This window comes from Pseudomonas sp. NBRC 111124, from assembly GCF_001320245.1.
In the GTDB taxonomy this organism is placed as follows: Bacteria; Pseudomonadota; Gammaproteobacteria; order Pseudomonadales; family Pseudomonadaceae; genus Aquipseudomonas.
Genome location: NZ_BCBA01000042.1, coordinates 165,116 through 179,237, shown reverse-complemented (window position 1 = coordinate 179,237; position 14,122 = coordinate 165,116). Strand labels below are relative to the sequence as shown.

At 61.8% G+C, this 14,122-nt stretch carries 17 protein-coding genes and 1 tRNA gene; 11 read left to right on the top strand and 7 right to left on the bottom strand.

The features are described 5' to 3' along the window. Positions 1 to 186 precede the first annotated feature (186 nt). Both APH28_RS17480 and APH28_RS17475 read left to right on the top strand, forming a co-directional pair. Positions 187 to 750: a GNAT family N-acetyltransferase gene (locus APH28_RS17480; protein WP_060511452.1), complete on the top strand. Its 564-nt coding sequence runs from the start codon at positions 187 to 189 to the stop codon at positions 748 to 750. Next, positions 747 to 1,304, top strand: a complete 558-nt coding sequence (locus APH28_RS17475) for a hypothetical protein (RefSeq protein WP_060511450.1) — start codon at positions 747 to 749, stop codon at positions 1,302 to 1,304. The genes APH28_RS17480 and APH28_RS17475 overlap by 4 nt, the downstream gene beginning before the upstream one ends. 3 nt (positions 1,305 to 1,307) lie before the next feature. Here APH28_RS17475 and APH28_RS29540 read toward each other — a convergent pair whose 3' ends face one another. Then, positions 1,308 to 2,054, bottom strand: coding sequence for an RHS repeat-associated core domain-containing protein (locus tag APH28_RS29540; protein WP_082432320.1), 747 nt, complete (start codon positions 2,052 to 2,054; stop codon positions 1,308 to 1,310). Positions 2,055 to 2,063: 9 nt separating this feature from the next. Then, positions 2,064 to 2,717: an RHS repeat-associated core domain-containing protein gene (locus APH28_RS29535; protein ID WP_371263098.1), complete on the bottom strand. Its 654-nt coding sequence runs from the start codon at positions 2,715 to 2,717 to the stop codon at positions 2,064 to 2,066. Between the two features lie 211 nt (positions 2,718 to 2,928). On the opposite strand from APH28_RS29535, the gene APH28_RS17470 reads away from it, so the two are divergent. After that, on the top strand, positions 2,929 to 3,276 hold the full coding sequence (locus tag APH28_RS17470; RefSeq protein WP_371263097.1) for a lysozyme inhibitor LprI family protein: 348 nt from the start codon (positions 2,929 to 2,931) through the stop codon (positions 3,274 to 3,276). Between the two features lie 52 nt (positions 3,277 to 3,328). On the opposite strand, the gene mnmH is transcribed toward APH28_RS17470, so the two are convergent. Continuing rightward, a complete protein-coding gene (mnmH, locus tag APH28_RS17465) occupies positions 3,329 to 4,441 on the bottom strand; it encodes a tRNA 2-selenouridine(34) synthase MnmH (RefSeq protein ID WP_060511446.1) in 1,113 nt (370 codons plus the stop codon). Beyond that, positions 4,441 to 5,475 carry a selenide, water dikinase SelD gene (gene selD, locus APH28_RS17460; RefSeq protein ID WP_060511444.1) on the bottom strand — a complete coding sequence of 345 codons (1,035 nt, stop codon included), beginning with the start codon at positions 5,473 to 5,475 and terminating at the stop codon, positions 4,441 to 4,443. Before selD ends, mnmH begins: the two co-directional genes overlap by 1 nt. A 126-nt stretch (positions 5,476 to 5,601) precedes the next feature. Between selD and APH28_RS17455 the strand changes: the two genes are divergently transcribed. Genes APH28_RS17455 through phnE form a run of 4 tightly spaced genes read left to right on the top strand, consistent with a single transcriptional unit; the run spans position 5,602 to position 8,835 of the window. Continuing rightward, positions 5,602 to 6,456, top strand: coding sequence for a putative selenate ABC transporter substrate-binding protein (locus tag APH28_RS17455; RefSeq protein WP_060511442.1), 855 nt, complete (start codon positions 5,602 to 5,604; stop codon positions 6,454 to 6,456). Further along, positions 6,453 to 7,250, top strand: a complete 798-nt coding sequence (locus APH28_RS17450; RefSeq protein ID WP_060511440.1) for a phosphonate ABC transporter ATP-binding protein — start codon at positions 6,453 to 6,455, stop codon at positions 7,248 to 7,250. The genes APH28_RS17455 and APH28_RS17450 overlap by 4 nt, the downstream gene beginning before the upstream one ends. Continuing rightward, entirely contained in the window at positions 7,244 to 8,071 is an 828-nt protein-coding gene (locus APH28_RS17445) for an ABC transporter permease (protein WP_060511438.1), read from the top strand. The genes APH28_RS17450 and APH28_RS17445 overlap by 7 nt, the downstream gene beginning before the upstream one ends. Further along, the gene (gene phnE, locus APH28_RS17440) at positions 8,068 to 8,835 is read left to right on the top strand and encodes a phosphonate ABC transporter, permease protein PhnE (protein WP_060511436.1); all 768 of its coding nucleotides are present in this window, start codon (positions 8,068 to 8,070) and stop codon (positions 8,833 to 8,835) included. The genes APH28_RS17445 and phnE overlap by 4 nt, the downstream gene beginning before the upstream one ends. Before the next feature lie 113 nt (positions 8,836 to 8,948). On the opposite strand, the gene APH28_RS17435 is transcribed toward phnE, so the two are convergent. Next, complete coding sequence (locus APH28_RS17435) at positions 8,949 to 9,839, bottom strand: bestrophin family protein (RefSeq protein ID WP_060511504.1); 891 nt, start codon at positions 9,837 to 9,839, stop codon at positions 8,949 to 8,951. Positions 9,840 to 10,048: 209 nt separating this feature from the next. On the opposite strand from APH28_RS17435, the gene APH28_RS29530 reads away from it, so the two are divergent. Further along, positions 10,049 to 10,303 (top strand): hypothetical protein, encoded by a 255-nt coding sequence (locus APH28_RS29530; RefSeq protein ID WP_371263094.1) that lies wholly within the window; start codon positions 10,049 to 10,051, stop codon positions 10,301 to 10,303. 6 nt (positions 10,304 to 10,309) lie between these two features. On the opposite strand, the gene APH28_RS17430 is transcribed toward APH28_RS29530, so the two are convergent. Both APH28_RS17430 and APH28_RS17425 read right to left on the bottom strand, forming a co-directional pair. Beyond that, positions 10,310 to 10,957, bottom strand: a complete 648-nt coding sequence (locus tag APH28_RS17430; protein WP_060511503.1) for a trypsin-like peptidase domain-containing protein — start codon at positions 10,955 to 10,957, stop codon at positions 10,310 to 10,312. Between the two features lie 360 nt (positions 10,958 to 11,317). Further along, a tRNA-Leu gene (locus APH28_RS17425) sits at positions 11,318 to 11,402 on the bottom strand. A 108-nt stretch (positions 11,403 to 11,510) separates the two neighbouring features. Between APH28_RS17425 and queA the strand changes: the two genes are divergently transcribed. From queA to yajC, 3 genes are read left to right on the top strand one after another with little or no spacing between them, the layout of a single operon-like run. Continuing rightward, positions 11,511 to 12,560 (top strand): tRNA preQ1(34) S-adenosylmethionine ribosyltransferase-isomerase QueA, encoded by a 1,050-nt coding sequence (gene queA / locus APH28_RS17420; protein WP_060511434.1) that lies wholly within the window; start codon positions 11,511 to 11,513, stop codon positions 12,558 to 12,560. Between the two features lie 14 nt (positions 12,561 to 12,574). Further along, positions 12,575 to 13,690, top strand: a complete 1,116-nt coding sequence (gene tgt, locus APH28_RS17415; protein WP_177334274.1) for a tRNA guanosine(34) transglycosylase Tgt — start codon at positions 12,575 to 12,577, stop codon at positions 13,688 to 13,690. Between the two features lie 42 nt (positions 13,691 to 13,732). Further along, positions 13,733 to 14,068 carry a preprotein translocase subunit YajC gene (gene yajC, locus APH28_RS17410; protein WP_027920288.1) on the top strand — a complete coding sequence of 112 codons (336 nt, stop codon included), beginning with the start codon at positions 13,733 to 13,735 and terminating at the stop codon, positions 14,066 to 14,068. The last annotated feature ends 54 nt before the right edge of the window (positions 14,069 to 14,122 follow it).

Genomic DNA, 14,122 nt, shown 5'->3' with positions numbered 1-14,122 from the left:
GACGTGGTAGTGAAGTCAAAGACTGCTTGACTACTGACAGGGTGCAACTGTCATTTTTACCAGGGGGCAGTCCACCCTGTGGGAGCCGCGCTTGCCGGCGATGGGCTGCAAAGCAGCCCCGGGATGCTCGAACCGGTCACATAACGTTAAACTGTCAACTCCCCAGCAATGGACAGGAGATCCGGCGTGACCCCACCCCGCAGTTTCCCGACTGACCTCTGCCTCGACAGCCCGCGCCTGCAGTTGCGCCCGATGCGCCACGCCGACGCTGCGCAGTGGCTGAAGATCATGGCCGACCCCGAGGTCATGCGTTACTGGCACCATGCCCCCTGGCAAGACCTGGCCGAAGCTGAAAGCGCCCTGGCCGCCGACCGCGAAGCCTACACCAATGGCGACCAGCTCAAGCTCGGCATGTACCGCCGAGACAACGGCGAATTGATCGGCATGGTCCAGCTGTTCAACATCGACGAAGTCTCACGCCGTGGCGAAATTGGCTATTGCCTGGCCAGCGCGGTGCAGGGCAGGGGCTACATGGACGAAGCGCTGACCTGCTTCATCGACTACATCGCCCACACCCTGCACATGCGCCGCCTCGAAGGCGAGATCGACCCGCGCAACCAGGGTTCGGCCCGTACCCTCGAACGCCAGGGCTTCGTCCTCGAAGGCACGTTGCGGGCGCGCTGGTGCGTGGCGGGCGAGCTGACCGACTCAGGTATCTACGGCCTGCTGCTTGAGCCGCCAGTCGCATGACCCTGGGCGCCCGTTTACCGGCCTTCTACCTGACCCTGAGCCTTGCCCTGTACCTGCTCAGCCTGGCCTTCGACGGCGCCTTGATGAGCGCTGGCCGGCACATGCCGGCGCTGCAGATGTTCCTGTATGGCCTCTGGGGCATCCCCTTCGGGCTGTTCCAGTGGTTTGCCAACCCGCTGCTGGCGGTGGCCATCCTTTGTCATCGACGCTTGCGTCGGCTGGCGTTGCTGTTTGGATTGGGGGCGTTGTACCTGGCTGCGACCAGCTTTGGCATCGAACGCCTGCCAGACAACATCAGCTACGAATTCACCAACCGCACCGGTTTCGGCGCAGGTTTCTACCTGTGGCTGGCGGCGATCGCGGTATTTTGTCTGGGCCAGGCCTGGCAGTGCTGGATTGCACGCAGCAGCGACGATGTGCCGGGCTGGAACTGGCTGGATGTCGCCCTGATCGCGGCGCTGGCCGTGGCCGCTTATGCGGCGACCCAGATGCCAGCGCTGCAATTCGAGCCGTGCAAGGTGTTGATGCCGCCTGAGCATGGTCAGGTGCTTTAGCGCTCACATCCCCAACCTTTCGCGAGCGAGACGAGCGATTTCCGATCCACTTCCGTTGCGTATAGCTGTTCGAAAATCACGTAGCCATGCGTTCTGTTCGGGTTGTATGTTCACGTCGCGGGACGGTTGCAATCCACGGATCGTGGGGGATTGGTGCGAGATTGACGTTTGAGAAAGCAACGGCGCATCCTGAGGTTTCTTTTCGATTAACAGTCCGAATTCGAGTCGGGCATCAATCTCTTCAAGTGCCAGAAACATTCGGTCTACGCGTCGCCTGCTGAATTTTAGATCTTGTTTTGCATGCAGCTGGTCGGTAGCGAGCTGTTCAGCGAGCAACGGCTTGTTACTTAGCTTTTGATAGGCTTTTTGTGCGGAACGCAACTGTTTGGGCAGGGCAAATGTTGAGTTTTGACTTCGCGTAGGGAGGCTGAATTTCGTCTGATACCTTGATCCACTTCTCACGAGGAATTTCACCTGACCCGACGGATCCACATGGTTAAGTGGATCATTTTCGCAATAGGCATAGCTAATATTGCCGCCTGCTCCGAAGGGGCTGAGTCTGTCAGGCGAGTGGAACCGCATCAGAAAAGGGCTGTAAATTCGATAACCGTTACCTAGTGGATAACTATCCGTCACAGGATCCTTTCTTTGGCCGTTGAAAGCTAGCATCGGTGATGCCGTCTGTGCATGAACAAAGCCATACGGCGTATAGACTTGCGAACTTGCCAAGCGTGATTGCCTTTGCTTCATGGCTGGCCTCTAGTTGTCACTTAAGTGATTCTGAGTCTGGCGTATGCGAATAACACTCGGGGCTGATCTTTCGACGTGTGTACTTGGCTGTGCTGGTGTTTCCAGACGGTTGAGCTCGGCGCGTAGTTGTGCAATCCGTTCTCTTCTCGCTTGTAATATCGAGTTTATCTGGTGAGTGGTTTGCCGCTGTTGCGTTACGACAGGCTGAGCCTGTTGCAGTCGTTGCGCAGCCATTTGGTTGAACCGTTGCACTTGTGCATGAGGTGTCATGTTCGTTGCACCCGCAGCAGGTGGGGCGGGAGGTACTGCTTGCGGCATTTGGGTGGCAAGTGCCCGGATCAGCTGGCCGCCGCGTGATGGGTCTGGCGGAAACCTGATTTTCTTGAAAAACAAACCTGTTATGTCGGCGTGTCCATCAGGGTCTGTTCGGTTCACTGGATCGCCGGTGCAATATGCGTAGGCATTGATCCCACCTCGTTCAAACGGGCTACAGCTGTCTGCTGACCTGAACCTCATCAACGTAGGGCTGTAGCTTCTGTAACCTTGCCCGAGCATGTAGCCGTCGATGGCTGTATCGAAATTCTCTGCTTTGAAGGCGAGCGTGTGCAGCGCCGGGGTAGAGGCGTGGCCGTAAACAGAGTAGGCCGTCGTCGCTGCCTGCATTGGCGGCGAGCCTTGCCAAGAGGGTGTCACGCTCGTGCTCATGTTGCTTCAGCGCTTGTGGTCTTCGCCATTACTGTCATAGCCTTTGACCACCGCTACAACTGTCAGAAATACCAGTTGCCCGATGCTGTCAGGCGTGACAGCCCATCACCGGAAAGGACACATCATGTTCAACTTGAAATTGGCAGCCGGTGTGGCGGTCACCCTTTTGATGATTGGCCAAGCGCAAGCGGAAGAGGCGTCTCAGGCCTACATCCAATGCATGGACAAGGCTTCCAGCACGGTGGCTATGAGTAGTTGCATTCAGACTGAAACCCAACTTCAGGACCAGCGACTGAACCGGGTCTACAAGCAACTCACGACCAAGCTCGACGCCGGGCCGCAGAAGAGCCTGCGCGATGTGCAGCGGCAGTGGATCGCCTATCGCGACGCCAACTGCAAGTTTCATGTGCAAGCCACTGGCGGAACCATGGCGCAGCTGGAAGGTGGCATGTGTGTGCTGGACATGACCCGCGAGCGGGCGGCGGAGCTGGAGCGGGTGCTCAGCCCTGGGCAGTGAGGTCGCCTGGGCTGGCCCATTCGCGGGCAAGCCCGCTCCCACAGAGACCGATTTACTTCCGGTGTTTACGCAGTGCCCGGGCCTCGAGGTATTCGCGCACTTCCACACCATCCCCGGCAAACTCGATCCGTTCGGCCTTGGCTTCGCGCTGGTAGGCATACATCGGGTCGTAGTATTCCTTGAGTAGCCCTTCGATCCAGCCCCGGTGCAGGTCCACCGCGCCGCTGCGCAGTTGCTCGTCCAGCGCCTCACTCAGCATTGCACTCAAGCGCTGGAAGCGTTCTCCGCCAAGACGCTTGTGGATGTTGCTCATGCTTTGCATCATCCGCCCGGCAAACTTCAGGCGGCCGTCTTCCTCGCCGTGCACATCGATGAACTCGGCGCACAGGTTGATCACGTAATCGCGCAGGATGCGTTCCACGCGATTCTCGAAACTGTCCTCCAGCCACACCATCGGGTACTGCTGCATGCCCTGGTACAGCTCCAGCGGCACCGAGCAACTGCCGACGATGCGACCTTCATCTTCCAGCACGAACTGTTCGATGCCACGGGCGCGCTTCTTCAGCACATCGATGGCCAGCTTGTTCTCGAAATCGATCTGCGCCGGCTGGCCGGTGGCGCGCTTGCCGAAGCTCGAGCCCCGGTGGTTGGCATGGCCTTCAAGGTCAAGCACGTTGTTCAGCTGGTGCAGCACATCGGTCTTGCCGGTGCCGGTGAGGCCGCCGACCAGCACGAAGTCGCATTGCTCCACGGCCTGCTGGGTGGTTTCCAGCAGGAAGGTGCGCATGGCCTTGTAGCCGCCCTTGATGCGCGGGTAGTCGATGCCGGCCTCGTCGCGCAGCCATTGCTGCACGATCAGCGAGCGCAGGCCGCCGCGGGCGCAGTACAGGTAACCATCAGGGTGGGCCTTGGCAAAGCTGGCCCAGGCGTGCAGGCGCTCGCGCTTGGTGGCGCCGCTGACCAACTGGTGGCCAAGGGTGATGGCGGCGGCCTGGCCTTGCTGCTTGTAGCAAGTGCCGACTTTTTGCCGCTCCTGGTCAGTCATCAGGGGCAGGTTGACGGTGCCGGGGAAGGCACCTTTGATGAATTCGACCGGCGCGCGCATGTCCATCATCGGCGCGTCGTCGAGGAACAACTGGCGCAAATCGGTGCAGTCGGGGCGCATCAGTTCACCTCGACCGCGTGGCTCTGTCGCTCGACCAGCTGGCCGATCGGCGACAGCTTCAGGCCCAGTTCGGCGGCCTGCGCAAGGAACTCGGCTTCGCCTTCAGGGGCAACGGCAACCAGCAGGCCACCGCTGGTCTGCGGGTCGCACAGCAGGTGCTTCTGCTCGTCGGTCAGCGCACCGAGCTTGTGCCCGTAGCTGTCGAAGTTGCGCAAGGTACCGCCGGGAATACAGCCCTCGGCCAGGTAGTGGTCGACACTCGGCAGGCGCGGCACGGCGGCGTAGTCCAGCTTCGCGGTCAGGCCACTGCCCTCAGCCAGCTCGACCAGGTGGCCGAGCAGGCCGAAACCGGTCACGTCGGTCATTGCCTTGACCCCGTCGAGCTTGCCAAAGCGGCTGCCCGGGGTGTTCAGCGTGCACATCCAGTCGCGTGCCAGGCCTTGGTCCTGTTCGCGCAGCTTGGCCTTTTTCTCAGCGGTGGTGAGGATGCCGATGCCCAGTGGCTTGGTCAGGTACAGGCGGCAACCGGCGGTGGCGGTGTCGTTGCGCTTGAGGTGGCGCTTGCTGACCACGCCGGTGACTGCCAGGCCGAAGATCGGCTCCGGCGCGTCGATCGAGTGGCCGCCTGCCAGCGGAATGCCTGCTTCGGCGCACACGGCGCGGCCGCCGCGGATCACTTCGCGGGCGACTTCCGGTGGCAGCACGTTGACCGGCCAGCCGAGGATGGCAATGGCCATCAGAGGATCGCCGCCCATGGCGTAGATGTCGCTGATCGCGTTGGTGGCGGCGATGCGGCCGAAGTCGTAGGGGTCGTCGACGATCGGCATGAAGAAGTCGGTGGTCGATACCACCCCGCGCTCGTCGTCCAGGGCATACACGGCGGCGTCGTCACGCGAGGCGTTGCCGACCCACAATTTCGGGTCCAGGGCCTGGGCGCCGCTTTCGGCGAGGATCACATCCAGCACCTTGGGGGAGATCTTGCAGCCACAGCCGGCACCGTGGCTGTACTGGGTCAGGCGAATTGGCTCGCTCATGTGTACCTCAGGGGATCAATTTGTTGCGCGATTGTAGCAAAGCTGGCCTTTGCGCCTGCGACTCTTATAATTCCCACGGTCGGCGCGTCGCCGGCACTTTCCCCGCTATTGAACCGGAGAACTCCCATGCTCAAACGCCCCCTGGCGCTCGCCGCCGGCCTCGTGCTGTCCTGTTGTGCCGTTGTCGTCCAGGCTGCCGACACCTTGCGGGTCAGTGCCATTCCCGATGAAGCGCCGACCGAGCTGCTGCGCAAGTTCGAGCCACTGGGCAAGTACCTGTCCAAGCAACTGGGCATGGACGTGAAATTCGTACCGGTGGCCGACTACCCGGCGGTCGTCGAGTCGCTGGCCAGCAACCGCCTGGACATGGCCTGGCTGGGTGGTTTCACCTTCGTCCAGGTGCACCTGAAAGACCCGACCGCCACGCCGCTGGTGCAGCGTGAGCAGGACGCCCAGTTCACCTCCAAGTTCATCACCGCCAACCCGGCCGTGAAGAGCCTGGCCGACCTCAAGGGCAAGTCGTTCGCCTTCGGTTCGATCTCGTCCACCTCGGGCAGCCTGATGCCGCGTTACTTCATGCTCAAGGAAGACAACATCAAACCTGAGAGCTATTTCAGCCGCGTGGCCTATTCCGGTGCCCACGATGCGACCGTGGCCTGGGTGCAGGCCGGCAAGGTCGATGGCGGCGTGCTCAATGCCAGCGTCTGGCAGAAGCTGGTCGATGCCGGCAAGGTCGATACCAGCAAGGTCAAGGTGTTCGCCACCACACCGGCCTACTACGACTACAACTGGACCGTGCGCGGCAACATGGACCCGGCGCTCAAAGAGAAGATCAAGAAGGCCTTCCTCGCCCTTGACCCGGCCAACCCGGAGCAAAAGGCGATCCTCGACCTGCAGGCGGCCAGCCGCTTCATCGAGACCAAGCCTGAGAACTACGCGGGCACCGAGCAAGCCGCACGTGAGGCCGGCCTGCTCAAGTGACTATTCATGTACACGGCGCCGGCCTGCGCCACGGCCAGGTCCGCGCGCTCGATTCGATCAGCCTGAGCATCGCCAAGGGTGAGCGGGTAGCGATCATCGGCCCCTCGGGGGCCGGCAAGTCCAGCCTGCTGCACCTGATGGCCACTGCCGTGCAGCCCAGCAGCGGGCACCTTGAAGTGTTCGGTGAGCAGCCCTGGGCGCTGTCTGCCGGAGCGCGCCAGCGCTTGCGCGCGCGCATTGGCCTGGTGCACCAGGCACCGCCACTGCCACCGCGTCAGCGGGTGGTGACAGCCGTCCTTGCCGGGCGCCTGGGGCAGTGGGGCCTGCTGCGCGGCCTGCTCAACCTGGTGTATCCGACCGATGTGCCGGGGGCGCGCCAGGCCTTGGCCGAGCTGGGCCTGGTCGACAAGCTGTTCGTCCAGTGCGGGCAGTTGTCCGGCGGGCAGTTGCAGCGGGTCGGCATTGCCCGGGCGTTGTATCAGCGCCCGGAAGTGCTGTTGACCGACGAACCGGTGTCGGCCATGGACCCGGTGCTGGCCGATCACAGCCTGACGCTGCTCAATCGCCATGCCCGGGCCAACGGCGTGACCCTGGTGGCCAGCCTGCATGCGGTGGACCTGGCGCTGGCGCACTTTCCACGGGTAATCGGTATTCGTGAAGGCCAGGTGGCGTTCGATTGCCCGGCCGAGGCGGTGACCGAGCAGTTGCTGGAGGCACTTTACGCCAATGAGCAACTGGGCTCGCCGGCGCAAGCCCAAGGGCCGACCCTGACCGTGCAGATTCCGCGATGCTGAAAGCCGATGCCCGTGACCCGGCCGCCTTGCCGCGGTTGCTGCTGACGTTGCTGGCACTGGCCGTGTTGTGGCCAGGGCTGCAATTGAGCGAACTGAACCCGGGTGTCTTGCTGCAGGCGGAGAACCGCCAGCAGATCGCCAGCTTCACCAGCGCCTTCTGGCCGCCGGCGCACAGTGCCGAATTCCTCACCTTGTTGTATGAATCGACCTTGCAGACCTTGGCCGTGGCGACGGCCGGCATGGCCCTTGCGCTGTTGCTGGCGGTCCCGACCAGCCTGCTGGCCAGCCGTGCGCTGTCATTGCGCGCCGCCTCGCGGGGCGGCCGGGCAGGGCCGTGGTCTCGTTTGTTGCGCCTGCCCGTTCGCGGCTTGCTGATTTTTCTGCGCAGTGTGCCGGAGATCGTCTGGGCGCTGCTGTTTGTGCGGGCCGTGGGCCTGGGGCCGACAGCCGGGGTGCTGGCGATCGCCATTACCTACAGCGGCATGCTCGGCAAGGTCTATGCGGAAATTTTCGAATCGGTCGACCAGCGCCCGGCGCATGCCTTGTTGCAGGCTGGCAGCGGCCGGTTGGCTGCATTCTTCTACGGCATCCTGCCCAGTGCGGCGGCGGAAGTGGTGTCCTATACGGTCTACCGCTGGGAATGTGCCGTGCGCGCCTCGGTGGTGATGGGCTTTGTCGGTGCCGGCGGCCTGGGGCAGCAGATCGACCTGTCGATGCGTATGTTCGCCGGAGGCGAGGTGGCGAGCATGCTGTTGGCATTCCTTGGCCTGGTGCTGCTGGCCGACCTGCTCAGCCGCTCCCTGCGCGGGAGGCTGGCATGAACCGGGTGATCAATTTGCTGGTGATCGTTGCCATCGTCGCGGCGGTGGTGGCGTCGTTCGGTTATCTGCAACTGGACCTGCATGCCTTGGTGGGCGATGGCGGGCTGGGGCAAATGGGCGAGTACGCTGGGCGTTTTCTGCATCCGGACTTGTCCGGTGAGCATTTGCAGGCTGTTGGCCGGGGGGCCATGGAGACCCTGGCCATGTCTGGGCTGGGTACCTTGCTGGCGATGGTCCTCGGCATGTTGCTGGCCTTGCCGGCAGCGGGGCGTTTCGGTTGGCCGCTGCAATCGCTGGCGCGGTTGCTGCTCAATGCGCTGCGGGCCATCCCAGAGCTGGTATGGGCGGCATTGACGGTACTGGCGGCAGGCCTTGGGCCCAATGCCGGTACCTTGGCCTTGGCCTTGCACACGTCCGGGGTGCTCGGGCGCCTGTTTGCCGAGGCGCTGGAGAATGCACCGGCAGAGCCTGCTGCGGCTATTCGCCTGCAGGGTGGAGGGCAGGTAGCGGCGTTCTGCTTTGGCACTTTGCCGAACTTGTGGCCACAATTGCTGGCCTACAGCCTGTACCGCTGGGAGAACAACATTCGCATGGCCAGTGTGCTGGGCTTTGTTGGGGCTGGGGGGTTGGGGCAGATGCTTTACACCACCCTGAGCCTGTTCCAGGAGGCCCAGGCCAGCACGGTCATCATCGCAATGCTGGTATTGGTGTTGCTGGTGGATGCCTTCAGTGACGTGTTGCGCCAGCGGTATGTACGGGCCTGACCGATAGCCGGGGCCGCTTTGCGGCCCTTTCGCGACACAAGGCCGCTCCTACAGGGGAACGCGATCTTCTGTAGGAGCGGCCTTGTGTCGCGAAAGGGCTGCAAAGCAGCCCCCTACTGCACCAGCTCCCCACACTGAGCTTCCCGCTGCATCGATTCCAGATTTCGCTCGATGGTCTCGCAAATCGTATCCATCTGAATCTGATGCTCACTGAAGCGAAACGGACTTTGCAGATCCGTCCCGATCCGCTCGATCGCCAGCAGCATGAAGCCGACCACCGTCGACGCCAGCGGCGTGAACCAGCCCAGCGATTCCACGAGTCCGACCGGCACGATCAGGCAGAAGAGCGTGATGAACAGCCGCGGAAAGTACACGTAAGGGTAGGGCAGCGGCGTATTGGCGATCCGCTCCATACCGCCCTGGGCGTTGGACAGGTCCACCAGCGTCGACTCCAGCCGAGCCAGGCGAATACTGTCCAGCCGCCCGGCCTGGTATTCCCGTGCCAGCAACGCTGCCGAACCACTGAGGATATCGTTGGCAAAATTGTTCGAACGGTTACGCCGCTCGAACTCCGCCGGCGGGATGAATGCCATCAACTCGTCCGGGCAAGCCTCGCCCTTCAGGTGCGCCGCCAGGCAGTTCACGTAGGCGATGTGCCGGCGCAGCAAGGTCGCCTTGACCGGGTTCAGCCCCTCTTCTGTGTCATCGATCAGCGTCAGCGTCTGCCGGGCGAAGCTGCGCGAACCGTTCACCAGCGCCCCCCATAAAGTCCGCGCTTCCCACCAACGGTTGTAAGCGCTGCTGTTGCGAAAGCTCACCAGCACCACCAGCGCCGAACCCAGCAAGGTCAGCGGGATCAGCGGCAAGGTGAACTTGCTGTTGAAGAACAGCATGAAGTCGATGGTGACCAGCACATCCCAGAGCAGGAGCCAGAACAGCGACCAGCCGATGTAGCCGAAGGTCTTGACGATCAGGCGGTACTTGCGGGCAATGACGTCTTTCACATGAGCTGCCTCGAAAAACCGGGTATGCAGCATGGGACGCCGAGGGGCGGGTATGGTTCGGTGCTGTCGGTGCTGGGGTGTTACTGGACGTGTTGTTTAAAAAGCGCGAAGCGTACTACACAGCTTTCGGATGCCGCTGACTAGGGTGTCGAAAAGGGAACTGGCATTGTCGTTGTCTCTCTATTTAGCGCATTTATGCAGGGGCTCTGATGAAGCCAAAGCTGAATCCTTTCGACATGGCAAACCTTCTGGATTGCGAAGAGGCAATCGAGGAGTACCTGATGCAGGTGACAAACGATGGCAACTCTGCCGAGCTTGCCCGGGCACGGCTCCACGTCGACAGAGCCCGGGCTCGCAGTGCTGTGATCAACGCAGCGGCTATTTCATCTGCACCAGCGCGAACCGCGTGCCATCCTGAGCCTACTGCTCCTCAATGGCGGCGGAAGGCTCCGCCTGACTACTAGCGTTGATCACGGCTTGCTGGCCACTGCGACATAGCCCTTGACCGCCGCAGGCGCGCCGTGCGGCTTACCCTTGTGCGCCAGGTACTGGAAGCGTCGCCATTCCTTGTCGATTTCGCTGTACGACATGAACACGCTGACCCGTGCCTTGTCGGCCAAGTCCGGGCGGTTGCGGGTGTCGATCCCGTCCTTGGCGATGAAGGCCACGTTCATCCCGACCACCTTGCCGTCATCGGCGAACACCGGGCCGCCGGACATGCCCTTGACCAGCGGGCCGTCATGCACGGAGTAGAAGACGCTGCCTTGTGTGCCTTCGAGGCGCACCAGTGAGTCGAGCGTGTGGCCTTTGCCCTGCACCGGCATCATGAAACTGTTGAAGCCGACCGCAGTCACCGACTCGCCCGGCACGAACTGGCGCCACTGCGGCACTTTGCTGGCCTTGTGCTTGAAGAACACCACATCACCCAGCCCTTCATGCACCACGTTGCGCAGGAACGGGGTGTGCTTGGCGGTTACGGCGTAGTCTTCATTCCACTGGATGGCGCTGGCCATCAATAACATCGGGAGGGGGGCACCGGAAGTGACGACAAAAGCCTGGTCGTAGACGGGGTCTGAAACGTATGCGGTTGGCATTCCATTGCACCCACTCAGCAGCATCATTGCTGCCAGACAGGGCGCGGTTTTGTTCATGGGGCACGCAGTGATAATGGGTGAGGGGGCGCAACTATGGCTAAGTGCTATTACGCTATCAATACTTTTGGCATATAACCGACGAATGACAGCTTATGGCCATCATTTGGGTGGCGGCCAATAGATTCGCTGGATACCCGTAGGGCCAGTGGTCGTTGGGGTGGCGTCAAAACGTAGGAGGTTTTGGCTTGCCGGGACGAATGAGCTGGGTTGAGCTCGATTGAGCTGCATTGAGCTGCATTGAGCTGCATTGAGCTGCACCCGAGGTATTAAACGCTGAACGACAGGCACAAAAAAACCGACCATAAGGTCGGTTTTTTCGGATTTTGGTGCCCCGAGGGAGACTCGAACTCCCACTCCTTTCGAAAACGGATTTTGAATCCGCCGCGTCTACCAATTCCGCCATCAGGGCTTGTGGCGCGCAGTATAGAGAGGTGCCCGTTGTCGGTCAATCGGCTTTCATGGTCAATTTTCACGCATTGGGCTAAACTTCCCGGCCCTGTCGAACCCGAACATCATCATGCGCGTCGCCGATTTTTCCTTCGAACTCCCCGATTCCCTGATCGCCCGCCACCCTCTGGCCGAGCGCCATGGCAGCCGACTGCTGGTCCTCGATGGGCCGAGCGGGGCGCTGGCGCACAAGCAATTCCCGGATCTGCTCGACTACCTGCAGCCGGGTGACCTGATGGTGTTCAACAACACCCGGGTGATTCCGGCGCGGCTGTTTGGCCAGAAAGCCTCCGGCGGCAAGCTGGAAGTGCTGGTCGAGCGTGTGCTCGACAGCCACCGCGTGCTGGCCCATGTGCGTGCCAGCAAGGCGCCGAAAGAAGGTGCGGTAATCCTCATCGACGGCGGTGGTGAGGCCGAGATGGTCGCCCGCCACGACACGCTGTTCGAACTGCGCTTCACCGAAGAGGTGCTACCGCTGCTCGACCGTGTCGGCCACATGCCGCTGCCGCCCTACATCGACCGCCCGGACGAAGGCGCCGACCGTGAGCGCTACCAGACCGTGTACGCCGAGCGCGCCGGTGCCGTGGCCGCGCCCACCGCCGGCCTGCACTTCGACGAAGCGCTGCTGGAGAAGATCGCCGCCAAGGGCGTCGAGCGCGCCTTTGTCACCCTGCACGTGGGGGCTGGCACCTTCCAGCCGGTACGGGTCGACAAGATCGAAGACCACCACATGCACAAAGAGTGGCTCGAAGTGAGCCAGGACGTGGTCGACGCCATCGAGGCCTGCCGTGCCCGTGGCGGCCGGGTAATCGCGGTGGGTACCACCAGCGTGCGCTCGCTGGAGAGCGCTGCGCGCGATGGCGTGCTCAAGGCCTTCAGTGGTGATACCGATATCTTCATCTTCCCGGGCCGGCCATTCCATGTGGTCGATTGCCTGGTCACCAACTTCCACCTGCCGGAGTCCACGCTGCTGATGCTGGTCTCGGCCTTCGCCGGTTACCCCGAGACCATGGCTGCCTACGCGGCGGCGGTCGACAACGGGTACCGCTTCTTCAGTTACGGTGATGCCATGTTCATCACCCGCAATCCGGCGCCACGCGGCCCAGAGGATCAAGCATGAGTCGCACCTGTCGAATGTCATTCGAACTGCTGGCCACCGACGGCAAGGCCCGTCGTGGTCGCATTACCTTCCCGCGTGGCACCGTGGAAACCCCGGCGTTCATGCCGGTGGGCACCTATGGCACGGTCAAGGGTATGCTGCCGCGTGACATCGAGGCCATCGGCGCCGAGATGATCCTGGGCAACACCTTCCACTTGTGGCTGCGCCCAGGTACCGAGGTGATCAAGAAGCACAACGGCCTGCACGACTTCATGCAGTGGAAAGGCCCGATCCTCACCGATTCCGGTGGCTTCCAGGTGTTCAGCCTGGGTGCCATGCGCAAGATCAAGGAGGAAGGGGTCACCTTCGCTTCGCCAGTCGACGGCTCCAAGGTGTTCATGGGCCCTGAAGAGTCCATGCAGGTACAGCGTGACCTGGGCTCGGACGTGGTGATGATCTTCGACGAATGCACGCCGTACCCGGCCGAGCACGACGTTGCCCGCACCTCCATGGAGCTGTCGCTGCGCTGGGCCCAGCGCTCTAAGAACGCCCATGCCGACAACACCGCAGCGCTGTTCGGTATCGTTCAGGGTGGCATGTACCAGGATTTGCGCATGCGCTCCCTGGAGGGCCTGGAGAACATCGGTTTCGACGGCCTGGCCATCGGTGGCCTGTCGGTCGGCGAGCCGAAGCACGAAATGATCAAGGTGCTCGACTACCTGCCGGACCAGATGCCGGCTGACAAACCTCGTTACCTTATGGGGGTAGGCAAACCCGAAGATCTGGTTGAGGGTGTGCGCCGCGGCGTCGACATGTTCGACTGCGTGATGCCCACGCGCAACGCGCGCAACGGCCACCTGTTCGTCGATACAGGGGTGATCAAGATCCGCAACGCGTTCCATCGCCATGATGATTCGCCGCTGGATCCGACCTGTGACTGCTACACCTGCACCAACTTCTCCCGTGCTTATCTCCACCATCTGGACAAGTGCGGCGAAATGCTGAGCAGCATGCTGAATACCATCCACAACTTGCGCCATTACCAGCGCTTGATGGCCGGTTTACGCGAGGCTATTCAACAGGGTAAATTGGCCGCCTTTGTCGACGCCTTCTACGCCAAGCGCGGGCTTCCTGTGCCGCCTTTGGACTGACTGTTCGCATCCATTATTAGAAAATTACATTAGGAGTGCCCAATGAGCTTCTTGATCCCCGCCGCATACGCGGACGCTGCAGCACCCGCCGCTGGCCCAGCCGGTACCGGTTTTGAGTGGATTTTCCTGGTCGGTTTCCTGGTCATCTTCTACCTGATGATCTGGCGCCCGCAGTCCAAGCGCGCCAAAGAGCAGAAGAACCTGCTGAGCAACTTGCAGAAAGGTGACGAAGTTGTCACCAACGGCGGCATCGCCGGCAAGATCGTCAAGGTTTCCGATGACTTCGTGGTTCTGGAAGTTTCCGACACCGTCGAACTGAAGTTCCAGAAGGGTGCCATCGCGGCCACCCTGCCAAAAGGTACGCTCAAGGCTATCTGAGTTACCGGTTTCATTTTTCCAGTCGGGGCGCGCAAAGCGCCCCGCGTCTTGAAC

Bases quoted from the DNA above. Each gene is read 5' to 3' on its own strand.
- APH28_RS17475 (WP_060511450.1), top strand. From the start codon at position 747: ATGACCCTGGGCGCCCGTTTACCGGCCTTCTACCTGACCCTGAGCCTT.
- APH28_RS29540 (WP_082432320.1), bottom strand. From the start codon at position 2,054: ATGAAGCAAAGGCAATCACGCTTGGCAAGTTCGCAAGTCTATACGCCG.
- APH28_RS29535 (WP_371263098.1), bottom strand. From the start codon at position 2,717: ATGCAGGCAGCGACGACGGCCTACTCTGTTTACGGCCACGCCTCTACC.
- APH28_RS17470 (WP_371263097.1), top strand. From the start codon at position 2,929: ATGATTGGCCAAGCGCAAGCGGAAGAGGCGTCTCAGGCCTACATCCAA.
- mnmH (WP_060511446.1), bottom strand. From the start codon at position 4,441: ATGCGCCCCGACTGCACCGATTTGCGCCAGTTGTTCCTCGACGACGCG.
- selD (WP_060511444.1), bottom strand. From the start codon at position 5,475: ATGAGCGAGCCAATTCGCCTGACCCAGTACAGCCACGGTGCCGGCTGT.
- APH28_RS17455 (WP_060511442.1), top strand. From the start codon at position 5,602: ATGCTCAAACGCCCCCTGGCGCTCGCCGCCGGCCTCGTGCTGTCCTGT.
- APH28_RS17445 (WP_060511438.1), top strand. From the start codon at position 7,244: ATGCTGAAAGCCGATGCCCGTGACCCGGCCGCCTTGCCGCGGTTGCTG.
- phnE (WP_060511436.1), top strand. From the start codon at position 8,068: ATGAACCGGGTGATCAATTTGCTGGTGATCGTTGCCATCGTCGCGGCG.
- APH28_RS29530 (WP_371263094.1), top strand. From the start codon at position 10,049: ATGAAGCCAAAGCTGAATCCTTTCGACATGGCAAACCTTCTGGATTGC.
- APH28_RS17430 (WP_060511503.1), bottom strand. From the start codon at position 10,957: ATGCTGCTGAGTGGGTGCAATGGAATGCCAACCGCATACGTTTCAGAC.
- queA (WP_060511434.1), top strand. From the start codon at position 11,511: ATGCGCGTCGCCGATTTTTCCTTCGAACTCCCCGATTCCCTGATCGCC.
- tgt (WP_177334274.1), top strand. From the start codon at position 12,575: ATGTCATTCGAACTGCTGGCCACCGACGGCAAGGCCCGTCGTGGTCGC.
- yajC (WP_027920288.1), top strand. From the start codon at position 13,733: ATGAGCTTCTTGATCCCCGCCGCATACGCGGACGCTGCAGCACCCGCC.